General features: G+C 67.3%; 16 protein-coding genes. 11 read left to right on the plus strand and 5 right to left on the minus strand.

Features of this window, described 5'->3' with window-relative positions:
- The first annotated feature begins 25 nt into the window (after positions 1 to 25).
- On the plus strand, positions 26 to 769 hold the full coding sequence (locus E1263_RS11310) for a YqjF family protein (RefSeq protein ID WP_132167192.1): 744 nt from the start codon (positions 26 to 28) through the stop codon (positions 767 to 769).
- Here the strand turns inward: E1263_RS11310 and E1263_RS11315 are convergent.
- Positions 735 to 1,505, minus strand: a complete 771-nt coding sequence (locus tag E1263_RS11315) for a hypothetical protein (RefSeq protein WP_132167193.1) — start codon at positions 1,503 to 1,505, stop codon at positions 735 to 737. The two genes, E1263_RS11310 and E1263_RS11315, sit on opposite strands and share 35 nt — an antisense overlap.
- Positions 1,506 to 1,617: 112 nt before the next feature.
- On the opposite strand from E1263_RS11315, the gene E1263_RS11320 reads away from it, so the two are divergent.
- The 8 genes from E1263_RS11320 (at position 1,618) to E1263_RS43215 (ending at position 6,844) form a co-directional block, all read left to right on the plus strand.
- Positions 1,618 to 2,103, plus strand: a complete 486-nt coding sequence (locus tag E1263_RS11320) for a MarR family winged helix-turn-helix transcriptional regulator (protein ID WP_132167194.1) — start codon at positions 1,618 to 1,620, stop codon at positions 2,101 to 2,103.
- A 13-nt stretch (positions 2,104 to 2,116) separates the two neighbouring features.
- Entirely contained in the window at positions 2,117 to 2,908 is a 792-nt protein-coding gene (locus E1263_RS11325) for a GNAT family N-acetyltransferase (RefSeq protein ID WP_132167195.1), read from the plus strand.
- Positions 2,909 to 2,974: 66 nt separating this feature from the next.
- Entirely contained in the window at positions 2,975 to 3,889 is a 915-nt protein-coding gene (locus E1263_RS11330) for a helix-turn-helix transcriptional regulator (protein WP_132167196.1), read from the plus strand.
- 2 nt (positions 3,890 to 3,891) lie between these two features.
- Complete coding sequence (locus tag E1263_RS11335; protein ID WP_132167197.1) at positions 3,892 to 4,929, plus strand: aldo/keto reductase; 1,038 nt, start codon at positions 3,892 to 3,894, stop codon at positions 4,927 to 4,929.
- On the plus strand, positions 4,929 to 5,807 hold the full coding sequence (locus E1263_RS11340; protein WP_132167198.1) for an aldo/keto reductase: 879 nt from the start codon (positions 4,929 to 4,931) through the stop codon (positions 5,805 to 5,807). The genes E1263_RS11335 and E1263_RS11340 overlap by 1 nt, the downstream gene beginning before the upstream one ends.
- Before the next feature lie 9 nt (positions 5,808 to 5,816).
- Positions 5,817 to 6,182 (plus strand): DUF2255 family protein, encoded by a 366-nt coding sequence (locus tag E1263_RS11345; RefSeq protein WP_132167199.1) that lies wholly within the window; start codon positions 5,817 to 5,819, stop codon positions 6,180 to 6,182.
- Between the two features lie 79 nt (positions 6,183 to 6,261).
- Entirely contained in the window at positions 6,262 to 6,513 is a 252-nt protein-coding gene (locus E1263_RS43210; RefSeq protein ID WP_202868830.1) for a serine hydrolase, read from the plus strand.
- A complete protein-coding gene (locus tag E1263_RS43215) occupies positions 6,494 to 6,844 on the plus strand; it encodes a serine hydrolase domain-containing protein (RefSeq protein ID WP_202868831.1) in 351 nt (116 codons plus the stop codon). The genes E1263_RS43210 and E1263_RS43215 overlap by 20 nt, the downstream gene beginning before the upstream one ends.
- 51 nt (positions 6,845 to 6,895) lie before the next feature.
- Here the strand turns inward: E1263_RS43215 and E1263_RS11355 are convergent, their stop codons facing one another.
- Entirely contained in the window at positions 6,896 to 7,381 is a 486-nt protein-coding gene (locus E1263_RS11355; protein ID WP_238161180.1) for a GNAT family N-acetyltransferase, read from the minus strand.
- 31 nt (positions 7,382 to 7,412) lie between these two features.
- A complete protein-coding gene (locus E1263_RS11360; RefSeq protein WP_202868832.1) occupies positions 7,413 to 8,210 on the minus strand; it encodes an SGNH/GDSL hydrolase family protein in 798 nt (265 codons plus the stop codon).
- 136 nt (positions 8,211 to 8,346) lie between these two features.
- Between E1263_RS11360 and E1263_RS11365 the strand changes: the two genes are divergently transcribed.
- Together E1263_RS11365 and E1263_RS11370 are read left to right on the plus strand one after the other, a co-directional pair.
- Positions 8,347 to 8,787: a cupin domain-containing protein gene (locus E1263_RS11365; protein ID WP_132167200.1), complete on the plus strand. Its 441-nt coding sequence runs from the start codon at positions 8,347 to 8,349 to the stop codon at positions 8,785 to 8,787.
- An 85-nt stretch (positions 8,788 to 8,872) separates the two neighbouring features.
- On the plus strand, positions 8,873 to 11,863 hold the full coding sequence (locus tag E1263_RS11370) for a sacsin N-terminal ATP-binding-like domain-containing protein (RefSeq protein WP_238161181.1): 2,991 nt from the start codon (positions 8,873 to 8,875) through the stop codon (positions 11,861 to 11,863).
- Here E1263_RS11370 and E1263_RS11375 read toward each other — a convergent pair.
- Together E1263_RS11375 and E1263_RS11380 are read right to left on the minus strand one after the other, a co-directional pair.
- Positions 11,860 to 13,128, minus strand: a complete 1,269-nt coding sequence (locus tag E1263_RS11375; RefSeq protein ID WP_202868833.1) for a sensor histidine kinase — start codon at positions 13,126 to 13,128, stop codon at positions 11,860 to 11,862. The genes E1263_RS11370 and E1263_RS11375 overlap by 4 nt on opposite strands.
- 13 nt (positions 13,129 to 13,141) lie before the next feature.
- Positions 13,142 to 13,804 carry a response regulator transcription factor gene (locus E1263_RS11380; RefSeq protein ID WP_132167202.1) on the minus strand — a complete coding sequence of 221 codons (663 nt, stop codon included), beginning with the start codon at positions 13,802 to 13,804 and terminating at the stop codon, positions 13,142 to 13,144.
- Positions 13,805 to 13,897 lie beyond the last annotated feature (93 nt).

Raw genomic sequence — 13,897 nt, forward strand, 5'->3', positions numbered from 1 at the left:
TCACCGTGCGAGACACGCCGGCCCCATGAGTGGTTGGCCTGCAGCGCCGGAGTTGCGCCGGCCGCGGATCCTGCGGCAGCGGTGGCTGGATCTGACATTTCTGCACTGGGCGGTGAATCCTGCCGCGGTGGCGCATCTCTTCCCGCCCGGTGCACGGCCTGACGTTTTCGAAGGGCGCACGTACGTCGGTCTGGTTCCGTTCCGGATGGTTGGGACCGGGCTGCCGCATGGGCCTGCGATCCCGTACTTCGGTACGTTCCTCGAAACGAATATCCGCCTGTACTCGATCGACTCGGCGGGCCGGCGTGGTGTCATCTTCCTCAGCCTTGATGCGGACCGGCTCGCGGTGGTGTCGGCCGCTCGCGCGGTGTTCGCTCTCCCGTATCGGTGGGCTCAGATGACCCATACCGTTGCCGGGAGCACCCATACCTATGCGTCGACACTGCGCTGGCCCGGTGTGTCCGCGGCCGCCCTGATCGCGGTCGACACCGGGCCAGCCGTCCCGACTGATCCACTGGCGGAGTTCCTGACAGCTCGCTGGGGACTTCACACCCACCGAGCTCGCCGTACCTGGTACCTGCCGAACTACCACCCGACGTGGGAGCTGCACTCCGCCACAGTCACCAAGCTGCACATGCCGGGTCTGTTCCCATCAGTCGGCCTACCCGAGCCGGTCGGGCTGCCCGACCACGTGCTGCACAGCCCCGGCGTACCAGCGGAGTTCGGGCTGCCAGTCAACCCGTCATTGCGGCCGTCTGCTTCTCGATGAACGGGATGCCGGCCTGCCCGGCCCACCGGTTGACCTCGGTCGCCAACGCCTGCGATCCCGCCACCTCACCTTCGTCCTTCAGCAGCACGCACAGCAGCACTTGCTGAGCGAGCGCTCCCAGTAGATGCCCGATCTTCTGCCGTAACTCGGTCGACCGCTCCCACTGTGCTCGCGCGAGCTTCAGGTCACCGGCGGTGTGCGCATGGTCGCCGAGGTGCCGCAACGCGAGAGAAATCACGAGATCATCGAGAGCGCTCTCTCCGAGCTCCAGCGCCTCGGTGTAGTGCTTGAACGCCGCGTCCGAGTCGCCGACCAGATTGTCGGCGATCGCCCCCGCGTAGAACGCGGCCATCCCGGCCCGGCCGTTGTCGGGAGCGATGTCCTGCAGTAGAACCGCCTTCGCAACCAGCGAATCGCCACGCTCTTTGGCCCCGCTGAACAGCGCCGGAGCATATTCGGAGCGGAGCTGCAGCAACGCGGCATCCCAGCCAGCCGTTGCATCAGGCAACACTTCGAGCGCCCGCCAGAGAGCAGCGAGAGCGCGCTCTCCGGTCTGCGTCTGCCGCGCAAAGTCTTCATCCACCGCCACCTCGGCCAACGCCAACGCCACGGCGCGAACATCCGCCGCTTCCACCGGCTGCGTCGCCTCCAGTAGCCCCCGGGCAACACCCCACTGTCCCGCCAGCACCAGCTGTCCCGCCGCGGCAGCCACCGCTGACACCTCGACCTGCACCATCTGACGTCTCCTCACCGATCGCGAACCGAGCTCTCCGAAAGTACTTCGACGTCGAAATGTTTGACAACTAAGCTTCAGTGGGTGAAAAGTTAGACGAGTGAAAGAAGACTTCGTGACCTGGCACGTCGACCAGTGGGAGCGCGAGATCCCCGGCTTCGACCGCCGCGTCGAGGGCATCGCCGTCCGTCTGCAGTCCCTCGGCCAGTATCTCGACCGCAGTCGTGACGCCGTCCTCGCGAAGTACGACATGCAGTGGTGGGAGTTCAAGACGCTCCACCTGCTGCGCCGCAACGGGGCGCCGTACCAGGCAACTCCTGGCGAGCTGGCCAAACACCTCTCGATGTCACCCGCCGCCCTCACCAACCGCCTGGACGCCCTCGAACGCCGCGGCTACGTCGAGCGCCACCACGACCGAGACGACCGGCGCAAGGTCCTCGCGCGCCTCACCCCGGCTGGTCTGGGCATCTGGCAACGCGGTGTCGGCGACATCCAAGACGTCGAGCAGTCCCTGGTGCGCTCTCTCCCCGCCGCCGAGCAAGACCAACTCGAGGCCCTGCTGCGCACCCTTTTGCAGGCGACTGAGAACCCTTCTTCATGAAAGAGTTTTTGCTGTGATTGACGACAAGATCGCGCGACTACTGTCGGCGTACGACGAACAACTGCGGGGCACCAGCGAGAGTGCCGACGTCCCGACGAGCACCGACGGCCCGGTGATCCGCGTCGAGTATCCGCAGCGAGGGTTTGTGAGTTACCGCTCTCTCGACGGTCTCGACAGCGCCGAGATCGACGCGTTGATCGCCCGCCAGCGGGACTACTTCGCAGCGAAGGGCCAGCCGGTCGAGTGGAAGCTGCGCGGCCACGACCTTCCGGCCGATCTTCCGGACCGGCTGCGGGCAGCCGGGTTCGTGCCCGAGGACCAGGAAACCGTCCTGATCGCAGAGGGCGCTGACATCGTGCAGCGCTTGCAGGGACGCGACACGGTCGACGGCATCACCTTCCGCCTGGTCGGCGACCGTGCCGACTTCGAGCGGATCGCCGCGATGGAGTCGACAGTCTGGAACGACGACTGGTCCTGGCTCACCGACGACCTGGTACGACGCCACTCCAGCGGCCTGACCGACGTCTATGTCGCCGAGGCGGACGGCCACGTCGTGTCCGCAGCCTGGGCGGTCTACAAGCAGAACACCGAGTTCACCGGCCTCTGGGGCGGTTCAACCCTCGCCGAGTGGCGCGGCCGCGGCATTTACAAGGCCCTCGTCGCCGTCCGCGCAGCCCAGGCCGTTGCCAAGGGCTACAAATACCTCCACGTCGATGCCTCGGACGACAGCTCGCCGATCCTGCAGCGCCTCGGGTTCCAGGCCGTAACCACCACAACGCCGTACGTCCACAGCGTCCAGCCGTAACAGGCACTGGTAAGAGGGGTACTGACAGGGTCTGGTGCCTGCGCGGCTGTGACGTAGCGTGAAGTCATGGCCGCCAAGAACGACTCCAGCAGCAACGACCTCCGGGAGTTCCTGACTACCCGCCGGGCCAGAATCACCCCTGAGCAGGCCGGGCTGTCCATCTTCGGCGCCAACCGGCGGGTCAGTGGGTTGCGGCGCGAGGAGGTCGCGCTGCTCGCGGGGATCAGTGTGGAGTACTACATCCGCCTGGAACGCGGCAGCGCCGGAGGTGTTTCCGACGGCGTGCTCGACGGGCTCGTCCACGCGCTTCAGCTCGATGAGGCCGAGCGCGACCACCTCTACCGGCTGGCCCGTTCCGCTGCCAAGCCCGCCGGCCGGGCTCCACGCCGTACGCCGGCGAAGAAGCGCGTGCGTCCCGTCGTCCAGCGGATCCTCGACCAGATGGCGATGCCGGCGTACCTGCGCAACGGGCTTTTCGACGTACTGGCAGCTAACGATCTCGGTCGCGCCTTGTACAGCCCGCTGTACGAGCACGCCGCGATCCACACGCCCGGCCGGCCTCCGAACAGTGCGCGGTTCTGCTTCCTCGACCCCACTGCGACGGACTTTTTCGTCGACTACGACAAGTCCGCGAACGACTGCGTCGCGTTTCTGCGCGCGACGGCTGGGCACGACCCGTACGACAAGGACCTCTCCGATCTGGTGGGTGAGCTGTCCACCCGCAGCGACGACTTCCGGCGCCGCTGGGCGGCTCATGACGTCGGCTACCACCGAACCGGCCGTAAGCGCCTCCACCATCCGCTGGTCGGTGACCTCGAGCTCGACTTCGAGGCTTTCGAACTCGCCGGCGATCCCGGTCAGCGCATCAACGTCTACACCGCGCCGCCGGAGTCGGCCTCCGAGGAGGCCCTGAACCTCCTGGCCAGCTGGACCACCCGCGATCCCGCAACCACCGTTGCTCACCTCGACACGAAGGATTGACCATGCAATTCCGACCTCTCGGCCGTACCGGCGTTCAGGTCAGCCCGCTGTGCCTCGGCGCGATGATGTTCGGCCCCTGGGGCAACGACGACCGCGCCGACTCGATCCGCATCATCCACCGCGCACTTGATGCCGGTATCAACTTCGTCGACACCGCCGACGTCTACTCGGCCGGGGTCTCCGAAGAGATTGTCGGCCAGGCCCTCGACGGCCGGCGCGACGAGGTGTTCCTCGCCACGAAGTTCTTCATGCCGATGAATCAGGACGATCCGAACATGCGCGGCGGTTCACGGCGCTGGATCATCCGTGCGGTGGAGGATTCGTTGCGGCGGCTCGGCACCGACTACATCGACCTTTACCAGGTCCACCGGCCGAGCCCCGGAACCGACGTCGAGGAGACCCTCGGCGCGCTCTCCGACCTGGTCCGTCAGGGAAAGATCCGCTACCTCGGTTCGTCGTCGTACTCCGGCTCGCAGATCGTCGAAGCCCAATGGGCCGCCAGGGAGCGGAACTCGCAGCGGTTCGTCACCGAACAACCGCCGTACTCGCTGCTCGTCCGCGGCATCGAGTACGACGTTCTCCCAGCCACCCTCCGGCACGGGATGGGCACCCTCACCTACAGCCCGCTCGCGGGTGGTTGGCTCTCCGGCCGCTGGCGCAAGGACTCGGCTTCCGCGCCGACCTCCTCCGCGCGGCCGCCGGCGCGCTTCGACATGTCGACGCCGGCCAACCAGCGCAAGCTCGAAGCCGTCGAACAGCTCGCGGTACTTGCGGAGAAATCCGGTATGACGCTCATCCAGCTGGCCGTTGCCTTTGTCATCAATCACCCTGGCGTCACCTCGGCGATCATCGGCCCGCGCACGATGGAACAGCTCGAAGCATTTCTGCCGGCCGCTGACATCGAACTGCCGGCCGACGTGCTGGACCGCATCGACGAGATCGTCGTGCCTGGCGTGACCGTCAATCCCGCCGACAACAGCTACGGCGATCACGAGCTGCAAGCCGGCCAACGGCGCAGAACTCTCCCAAGGAGTGCATGATGCAGAACCTGACGCTGAACAACGGCGTACAGATGCCTGCCCTCGGCCTCGGTGTCTTCCAGACGCCGCCCGAGGAGACGCGGACCGCGGTCACCGCGGCTCTAGGCGTCGGCTACCGGCACGTCGACACGGCCGCTGCCTACGGTAACGAGCGCGAAGTCGGCCAAGCCATCCGTGAGTCTGGAATCCCACGGGACGAGTTGTTCATCGAGACCAAGGTCTGGATCAGCGACTACGGCTACGACCAGACGTTGCACGCCTTCGACAAGAGCGCTGCCAAGCTCGGCATCGACCAGATCGACCTGCTGATCCTCCACCAGGCGCTGCCCAGCGACTTCGGCAAGACTCTGGATGCCTATCGCGCGCTGGAGACTTTGCTTGCCGATGGCAAGGTTCGCGCCATCGGTGTCAGCAACTTCATGGTCGACCACCTCCGCGGCCTCCTCGACGCTGCCACCGTGGTGCCCGCCGTCAACCAGCTCGAGATCCACCCGTACTTCCAGCAACGCGAAATCCAGGCGCTCGGCAGCGAGCACGGCATCATCAACCAGGCCTGGTCACCGATCGGCGGCATCACCTTCTACCGCGACAGCGGCCACACCAGCGCGCTGGAAGATCCCGTCATCGGTGAGATCGCGCGAGCGCACGGCAAATCACCGGCCCAGGTGATGCTCCGCTGGGGACTCCAGCACGGCCGATCCGTCATCCCCAAGTCGACCAAGCCTGAGCGGATCGCGCAGAACCTCGACGTCTTCGACTTCGAACTCACCGCCGACGAGCTCACTGCCATCGACGCCCTCGAGACCGGCAAGCGTGGCGGTCCCGAGCCCGAAAACATCACGGTGGCAAACTTCGGAATCCAGATCCCCGAAGCCTGAGGAGGTTTCATGAGTACCTGGAACGCCGGCGAGCTGCAGGCCCTGGATCGGATCGGTGAGATTCGCGTCGCCGGGCGCCGGCAGGACGGATCGCTGCGTACGCTCACGATCATCTGGCACGTTGTTGTCGACGGGAGTCTGTACGTGCGGTCCGTGCGGGGTGCCGAAGGAAGCTGGTACAAGGGCGTCCGGCGGCATCATGAAGGCGCGATCGTCTGGGACGGCACGACCCGTGACGTTGTCTTTGTCCCGGACACCACGGTCGACGACGAGATCGACGCGGCTTATCTGCAGAAGTACGGCAACGGATCGCCGACCCGTGCGATCACCAACGCCGCGGCCAGAGCGACCACCCTCCGCGTCAAACCCAGGTAGCTTTTTCCGATCCGGGGGAGAACTCAGGATGCGGAAAGACCTGCTCGCCGGGCTCGCGGGTCCGACCTAGGATGCGGGGGTGGATGGCGAGTTGCTGGACGAGTTCTTGCGGGCGAACGTCGACGACAACCTGGGTGTGTACGGGATCTGCGTGTACCAGGACGGATCGCCGTTGGCCGAACGGCGGATGCGGTCCGACGACCGGGTGAACCTGTACTCGGTCTCGAAGACCTTCACGGCGGTCGCGGTGGGGATGGCCGAAGCCGAGGGGCGGTTGGGGCTCGACGAGGTACCCGTTCGCCGAGAGCGACTTGTTCCTGCGTACGTATGAGTTGGCACGGTTCGCGCAGCTTCTGTTGCAGGAGGGCGAGTGGGAGGGCCGGCAGCTCGTCCCAGCCGTCTATGTACGCCGGATGACGGACGACGCCTTCGATACCAGCCACCTCGTCGATCCGGGCGACCTCGACCACGGCGATCGCTGGACGCACGGCTACGGGCCCGGTGTCTGGATCGACAAGGGCGATACCTACCGGATGGACGGCCGGTACGGGCAGTACGCCCTGATCAGCCCCTCGGCGCGCACAGCGATCACCGTGACGGCGCACGCCGAGGACGATGGCAAGCTACTGGACGTGCTCCACCAATTGCTCGAGCGGATCTAGCTATCTCTCCCTGTCTCAGGCACGTCTCCGAGTCTTTCAAACTTTCCGGAGTCAGCTGAGGCGGAGGATGGTCTCCTCGATCTCGGCGCCGCGGGCGTTGGCGTAGCCGGTGTCGGTGCCGGTGATGACGAAGCCGGCTTTCTCGAGCACGCGGAGGGAGCCGGCGTTGTCGCTGGCGGCTCGGGCGTGGATCGGCCGGGTCGGCACGATCTGGAGCAGCAGCGCCAGCGCCTGGCCGGCGATGCCTTGGCCCCAGAAGGCGCGGCCGACCCAGTAGGTGACCTCGGTGTCGCCTTCCATCTCGAAGCTGCCGACGGTCCCGGCGAATTCGCCATCGCGGGTGATCGCGAGGAAGGTGAGCTCAGGACTCGACCGCAGCCGGGCGACGTGGGCGTCGAAGGCGGTGCGGTCGTTCGGGTCTTTGGAGGTGAAGGCGGCCATCCGGACCGACTCCGGGTCCCGCATCATCTCGAACAGTGCGTCGAGGTCGCCGTCCTCGACGTCTCGCAGTTCCACCTCAGCCATGGTTGCGTCCATGACCGCAACGTATCAACGGCTTCGGACAGTTTCAGTCGCGGAGGCGTCCGACGATGAGGTCGGCGACGGCGCGCATGCCGGCGGCGTTCGGGTGGTAGGGAGCGAAGCCGCGAGCGAGGCGGAACGGGTTCAAGGAGAAGCCGGTCGTCCAGGGTTCGGGGGAGCCGATGGCGTGGTCGCGGCTGGCGGCGGAGGCGGCGATCAGGTCGACGCCGGTGGCGGCTGCTGCTTTGGCGAAGGCGCCGGCCAGGCCGTCGGCCATGATCGCGATGCTCGGCAGTTGCTCCTCGTTGAGCGGTACGTCGAGGCGCGGGCGGGTGCTCGGACCGACCAGCGTCAGGTAGTCGACGAGCAGGATGCGCGCGTTCGGAGAGCGCTCTCGGACGTTCTCGACGACGGAGGTCAAGGAGTCCGCTGCCGCTTGGTAGGCGGTGTCGTCCTTGAGGTAGCTGACACGGGCCCGGATCCGGTTGGCGGCTCGACGGCCGAGGACGGTGGCCGGCTTGGCGAGAGTGTTGAGCGCACTGCCTCGCATGAACGTACCGACGTACTCGAGATCGTTGCCGCCGGCGGTGATCGTGACGAGCGCGGTATCGGGGCCGAGGGCATCGAGCTGCGGTGGCGCCTCGTCCTGTTGCGTGTCGAGCAGATGCGCGGTGGTGGCGCCGGAATATGTGACGTCGGTGAGTTCGAGTTCGAGGTCCGCAGCGACGAGGTGCGCGTAGTTGCGGCCCGATCGGGCCGCGGGCTTGTGCACGATCGGGCCGATTCCGGGACCCGCTGCGAACGAACTACCAAGGGCGACGTACCGGCTGCCGGGTGGGATCACGGCCCCACCCTAGCGGCGACCTGGCAGCATGGCTCTCGCACGGTGACTGACCGGAATGGGGTCGGTGATGTCACAACGCAGACAGCTCGCCGGTCATCACCTGGGAAACCAAAACACCCCTTGAAGGGATCCACTCATGCGCGCAGCAACTCGGGGAGCGCTCTCTGCGTTCTCGATCACCGGTCTGGCAGCGGCGACACTCGTCGGCGTACCGGCCACCGCGAACGCGACGCCGCCGTCCGGAGTCACCGGCGAGATCCTGTGGCAGAAGACGGTCGGCGACACCGACATCGTCTACCGCAAGATCACCATTCAGCCGGGCGGTACGACCGGCTGGCACTTCCACGACGGCAACCTGCTCGCCCGCGTCGCCGAAGGAACGCTCGACCACTTCGGCAGCGACTGCAAGTCCGACGGTCACTACCCGAAGGGCTCGGTCTTCCGCGAGCCCGACCACCAGACCCACATCGGGCGCAACCTGACCGATAAGCCGATCGTTCTGCTGGTGTACTACTTCAACCCGAAGGGTGCGCCGCTGTCCGAAGACGCAGCGAACCCGGGCTGTTCGTTCCAGTGATCCAAGGTCCGCCGGGGCAGATCACGACGCCCCGGCGGGCACCCTCGCCGTACCGGTCGCTCCACGCCCCGTCATAATGCACCGCGTGAGCGACGATGTGTTCGGAACGGCCGGAATTCGCGAACGAGTGCTGGCAGGGTGGTCAGCAGCACCAGTGCGGTTCCGGGAGGACGCGAACGCCGAAGAAGATCTCGCTCTCGGCGGGTACGTCGACCGCCTGGTCATCGAGCTCGCCCAGAACGCCGCCGATGCCGCTGTGCGGGCCGGCGTTCCCGGCCGAGTGCTGTTCGAGTTCCGCGGGAACACGCTGGTCGTCGCCAACACCGGTACGCCGCTGTCCGCGGAGGGCGTCGAGTCCTTGGCCACGCTCCGTGCGTCGGCAAAGCGCGACGCGGTCGATGCGACGACGGGTTCGGTCGGACGGTTCGGGGTCGGCTTTGCTGCTGTTCTTGCGGTGAGCGACGAGCCGGTGGTGTTGTCGCGCACCGGTGGTGTGCGGTTCTCCAAGGCCGACACCGCCGACGCCATTGTGGCGCTCGGTGCGGTTGGTCTGGACACCGAGGTACGACGACGTGACGGCAAGGTCCCCGTCCTGCGGCTGCCCTTCGATGCCGAAGGCGAGCCGCCCACCGGGTACGACACGGCCGTCATCCTGCCCTTGCGCGACGACGCCGCAGCCTCTCTCGTCAACCGCCTGCTCTCCGAAGCCGGCGACCCGCTGCTGCTCGCGCTCCCCGGTCTCGCTCGCATCGAGATCGTCACCGACGCCGAAACCCGCGTCCTCGAAGACGCTGAATCCCGCTGGTGGATTCACCAAACCGGCGGCACGTTCGATCACGCAGAACGCGAACAGCTCCTCGCCGACCGCCCGATCGAAGAGCGCTCTCGCCCGTTCTACTCCGTTCTCTGGGCCCTCCCACGCATCCCGGAAACCGCGCTCCCGAACGTCGTACAGGCTCCAACCCCCACCGAGGAAGCGCTCTCCCTCCCCGCGTTGCTCCTGGCAACCTTCCCCCTCGATCCAACCCGCCGCCACGTCGCGAACGGTCCGCTCACCGACCGCCTGGTGCAGGAGGCGGCGACCGCCTACGCCGAACTCCTCCGCCAACGCGCCGAGGAGAGTGGGGGAGCGGTACTGCAGCTGGTGCCGACCGGGCTGGCAGCTGGGGTGTTGGATCAGGCGCTGCGGGAGGCGATCCTGGCGGTTCTCCCCACAACGCCGATGGTGCGGGCGGTGGAGGACGGGGCGTTGCTTCGGCCGCGGGATGCGGTGGTGGTTGATGGAGCTGATGACGCGTTCAATCGCGTGCTGGCACCGATCGTTCCGGGGCTGATCGGGTCGGCTCGGCAGGACCGGTTGGCGCTGGATGCGCTTGGGGTCCGGCGGCTGGAGCTGGCCGAGGTGGTTGATCAGCTCGGGACCGCCGCCGCGGACGAATCTCCGGAGTGGTGGAGCGTTCTCTACGCATCTCTCTCCGGCATGGTGACGGACGCGCTGCTGCGGGAATCCCTTGGTACGTTGCCGGTTCCGCTCGCCGATGGCCGACTCGTTCGCGGCGCCCGCGGGTTGCTGCTGCCCGGCCCGGAGATCCCCATCGACGTGCTCAAAGAGTTCGGCGAGTACGGCGTTCGCGTCGTCCACCCGACCGCGGTTGACCCGGCGCTCGAACGGCTCGGCGCGATCCCGGCCTCACCACGTTCCCTGCTGGAAGACAGCGCCGTACGGGCTGCTGTTGAGCATGCCGCAGAGGCAGAAGACCCGGAAGCGGTCTCCCACGCGGTGCTCGGCTTAGTTGCGACAGATCCTGCGCAGGCGGAGGGCCTGTGGTGGCTCTCAGACCTCGTACTGCGTGATGCGGACGGCGAGCTGGTCCCAGCAAACGCTCTCGTCGTTCCCGGCTCCGACGCTGAGGCAGTGCTGGACGACGAGGAGGTCGCACCGGTCGATCCCGCCGTCCTCGAACGCTATGGTCTGCCGGCGTTGGCGGCGGTCGGAGTCCTCGCCACCCTCGGCACCGTCACCTCGGCGGATGTCGCGCTCGATCGGTTGCCGGAAGAGCTCAAGGATCTGGACGGCATCGAGGACTGGGCCTATGACGTTGCCCCGGACGGTTCCCGGTACGGCGCGACGGTCGGCGAACTCATGGCGATCCGCGACCTCGACTGGATCAAGGAAGACGCCTGGCCGCGTGTCCTCGGCATTCTCGGCAGCGAGCCGGACCTCCGTCGCGCCCTTGTCACTCAGGTCCGCGTGGTCGGGCCGGACGACCGCCCGCTCGGCGTACCGTCGTACTCGGCGTGGTGGATCAGAGAGCGCGTTCTCCTCGAGAACGGCGAACCACTCGCCGGCCGCGCCGATCCCGACGCCGACCCTGTCCTCGCCGCGTTCCTGGATGCGGCGCCGGAGTGGACCCGCGGTCTCGACCCCGAGGTGCGTGCTGCCGTTGGTCTGGTCCGCCAGGTCGGCGACCTCGACGCTGACGGCATCAGCCTGGTGCTGGAGCGCTTGGCCGACCCCGAGCAGGAGATCGCAGAGAGCGATCTCCTGCGTTTCTGGCGTCAGCTCGGCACGCTGCCGCTGTTCCCCGGTGATGCACCTGAGAAGGTCCGGGTGCTGGGGGAGGACGGCTGGACCGAGGTGGTCGACGCCGAAGCAGCAGTCGTCGCAGACAACCCGATGTGGTTGCAGCGCGCCGACCTGGGCGGCTTCGTCCTCGCTTCAGGCGCGGCGGCGGACGGTTTGAGCGATCTCCTCGACGTACCGCTTGCCCATGAAGTTGCCGAGGGCAAGATTGACGGCACCGGTACGGCGGCCGACGTACCGGACCTGGTGTTCGAATTCGTCCCCGAGGCGCCAGCCGTGTGGTGGGAACACGAGGAGCTCACCGTCGACGGCGTCGAGGTCTCGTGGTGGGTCGATGCCGACGGCGCCCCGCACGCCGCAACCTTCGACGGCCTCGCCAAAGCCCTCGCCTGGGCCAGCTCTCGCTGGGACCGCCGCCACGTCATCCGCGCCGTCCTCAACGAGCCCGACCGCACCTCCGAACTCCTCGCCGACGCCGCCTACGACGACTAGGGCGACGCCACGCGCGCGGTAAGTAGCGCGAGTCTCATCGTGAACACAGCGCCGCCTGCCGGTCCGGTGTTCACGGTGAGGCTGCCGCCGTGGCGACGGACGACATCGCGGGCGATCGCCAGCCCCAGGCCGGCGCCACCGTCGTCGCGGCTGCGGGCATCGTCGAGCCGGACGAACCGCTCGAAGATGCGCTCCCGCTGGTCCTCAGGCACTCCGGTGCCGTCGTCGGCAACCTCCAGTACGGCGTCGTCGCCGTCGCGGCGCAAGGTCAGGACCACCTCGGTTGCCGCATGCCGTTGCGCATTGGCCACCAGGTTGTCCACCACCCGGCCGAGCTGCGAGGCGGAACCTCGAACCAGCAAGCTGGTGCTCTCCGCGATCCGTACGCCGTCCGGTTCCAGCAAACCGGCCAGATCTACCTCGGCGGCCTTCGCGGATTGCTCGCCCGAGTCGAGCCGGGCGAGCAGCAGCAGGTCCGAGGCGAGCTTCTGCAGCCGGACTGTGTCTTGGATAATGCCGTCGAGGTTGAGCAATTCGGGATGGGCCGCACCGATCTCCAGCTGGGTCCGCAGCGACGACAGCGGATTGCGCAGCTCATGCGACGCGTCCGCGACGAAGCGGCGTTGCCGTTCCTCGGAGGCCTCCAGTGCGGTCAGCGTCTCGTTGGTGGTCCGGGCCAGCCGGGCGATCTCGTCCTGCGAGTCCGGCTCCGGGACCCGGCGGGACAAGTCGGTGCTGGCGGTGATCGCGGCCATCTCGCTGCGGATCGCCGCGACCGGGCGCAGCGCCCGCCGGGCAACCAGCCAGGTCAGACCGCCGACCAGCAGCAGCAACGGCGGCAGCCCACCGGCCATCGCCAGCCGGACGGTCCGTACGGCGCTGTGCTCGAGCTTGAGCGAGGAGGCCACGTAGACCGTGAACGGCTCACCGGCCGGGGTGGTCGCCTGTTGGCTGGTCCAACGGAATTCGAGTACGTCGGTGGCCCGGACCTCGGTCAGAGTGGGCGTCGGCCCGGCCTTCGGGCGGCCGGCCACGAGCCCTCCTTCGCCGGGGACGACCTGTACGGGGTCGCCCGGGGGCAGGGTGATCGACGCCGGCGGAGTGCCCGATTCGAGTTCCGTGACGACAAACGTGGCCTTGGCCGATGCATCGGTGCCGACGTTGTCCTCGAGGTCGGCCTGCAGGAACGCCAGTACGGCGACCCCGGTGGCCACCAGCGCGGCCCCGATCACGAAGGTGACCCCGATCGCTGCCCGGACCGGCACCGAACCGAAGAACCTATTCACTGCCGGCCAGCCGGTAGCCGGCGCCGCGCATCGTCTCGATCAGGCCGGCGCCGAGTTTGCGCCTGAGTGCACTCACGTAGACCTCCACGAGATTGGCGTCACCTTGGTAGGCAAGGTCCCAGACGTGCTCCAGGATCTCGGTCTTGGAGACGATGCCGCCGGCCCGGACCACCAACTGCTCCAGGACGCAGAACTCCTTGGCCGTCAAGGTGACGTCGGCCCCGTCGCGGGTCACCCGCCGGGCGCCGCGGTCGATCACCAGATCGCCGATGCGGACCACTCGCGCGACGATGCGGCCCTGCCGCCGCAGCAACGCCCGGATCCGGGCGATCAGTACCATGTAGGAGAAGGGCTTGGTCAGGTAGTCGTCGGCCCCGGCGTCCAGCCCCTCGGCCTCGTCGTAGTCGCCGTCCTTCGCGGTCAGCATCAGGATCGGCACCGGGTTGTGCGCCGCCCGCAGCTCCGCGCAGATCCGGTACCCGTTCATTCCCGGCAGGTTCACGTCGAGCATGACGAGGTCATAGGTCCCAGTTGTTGCCTTGAGCAACCCGTCCGGGCCGTCGTAACTCACGTCGACGGTGAATCCCTCGACCGTGAGACCCAGGGCCAGGGACGTTGCGAGCCGTTGCTCGTCCTCCACGATCAGCATCCGCATCGGTTCAGTATTGCCGACGCTTCCTGAACGAATCTTAAGAATTCAGGCTGGCCTCATAATTCAGGCTGGCTTCAGCATCGGTCGAGCAGTGTT

The organism is Kribbella antibiotica, assembly GCF_004349055.1.
GTDB lineage: Bacteria > Actinomycetota > Actinomycetes > Propionibacteriales > Kribbellaceae > Kribbella > Kribbella antibiotica.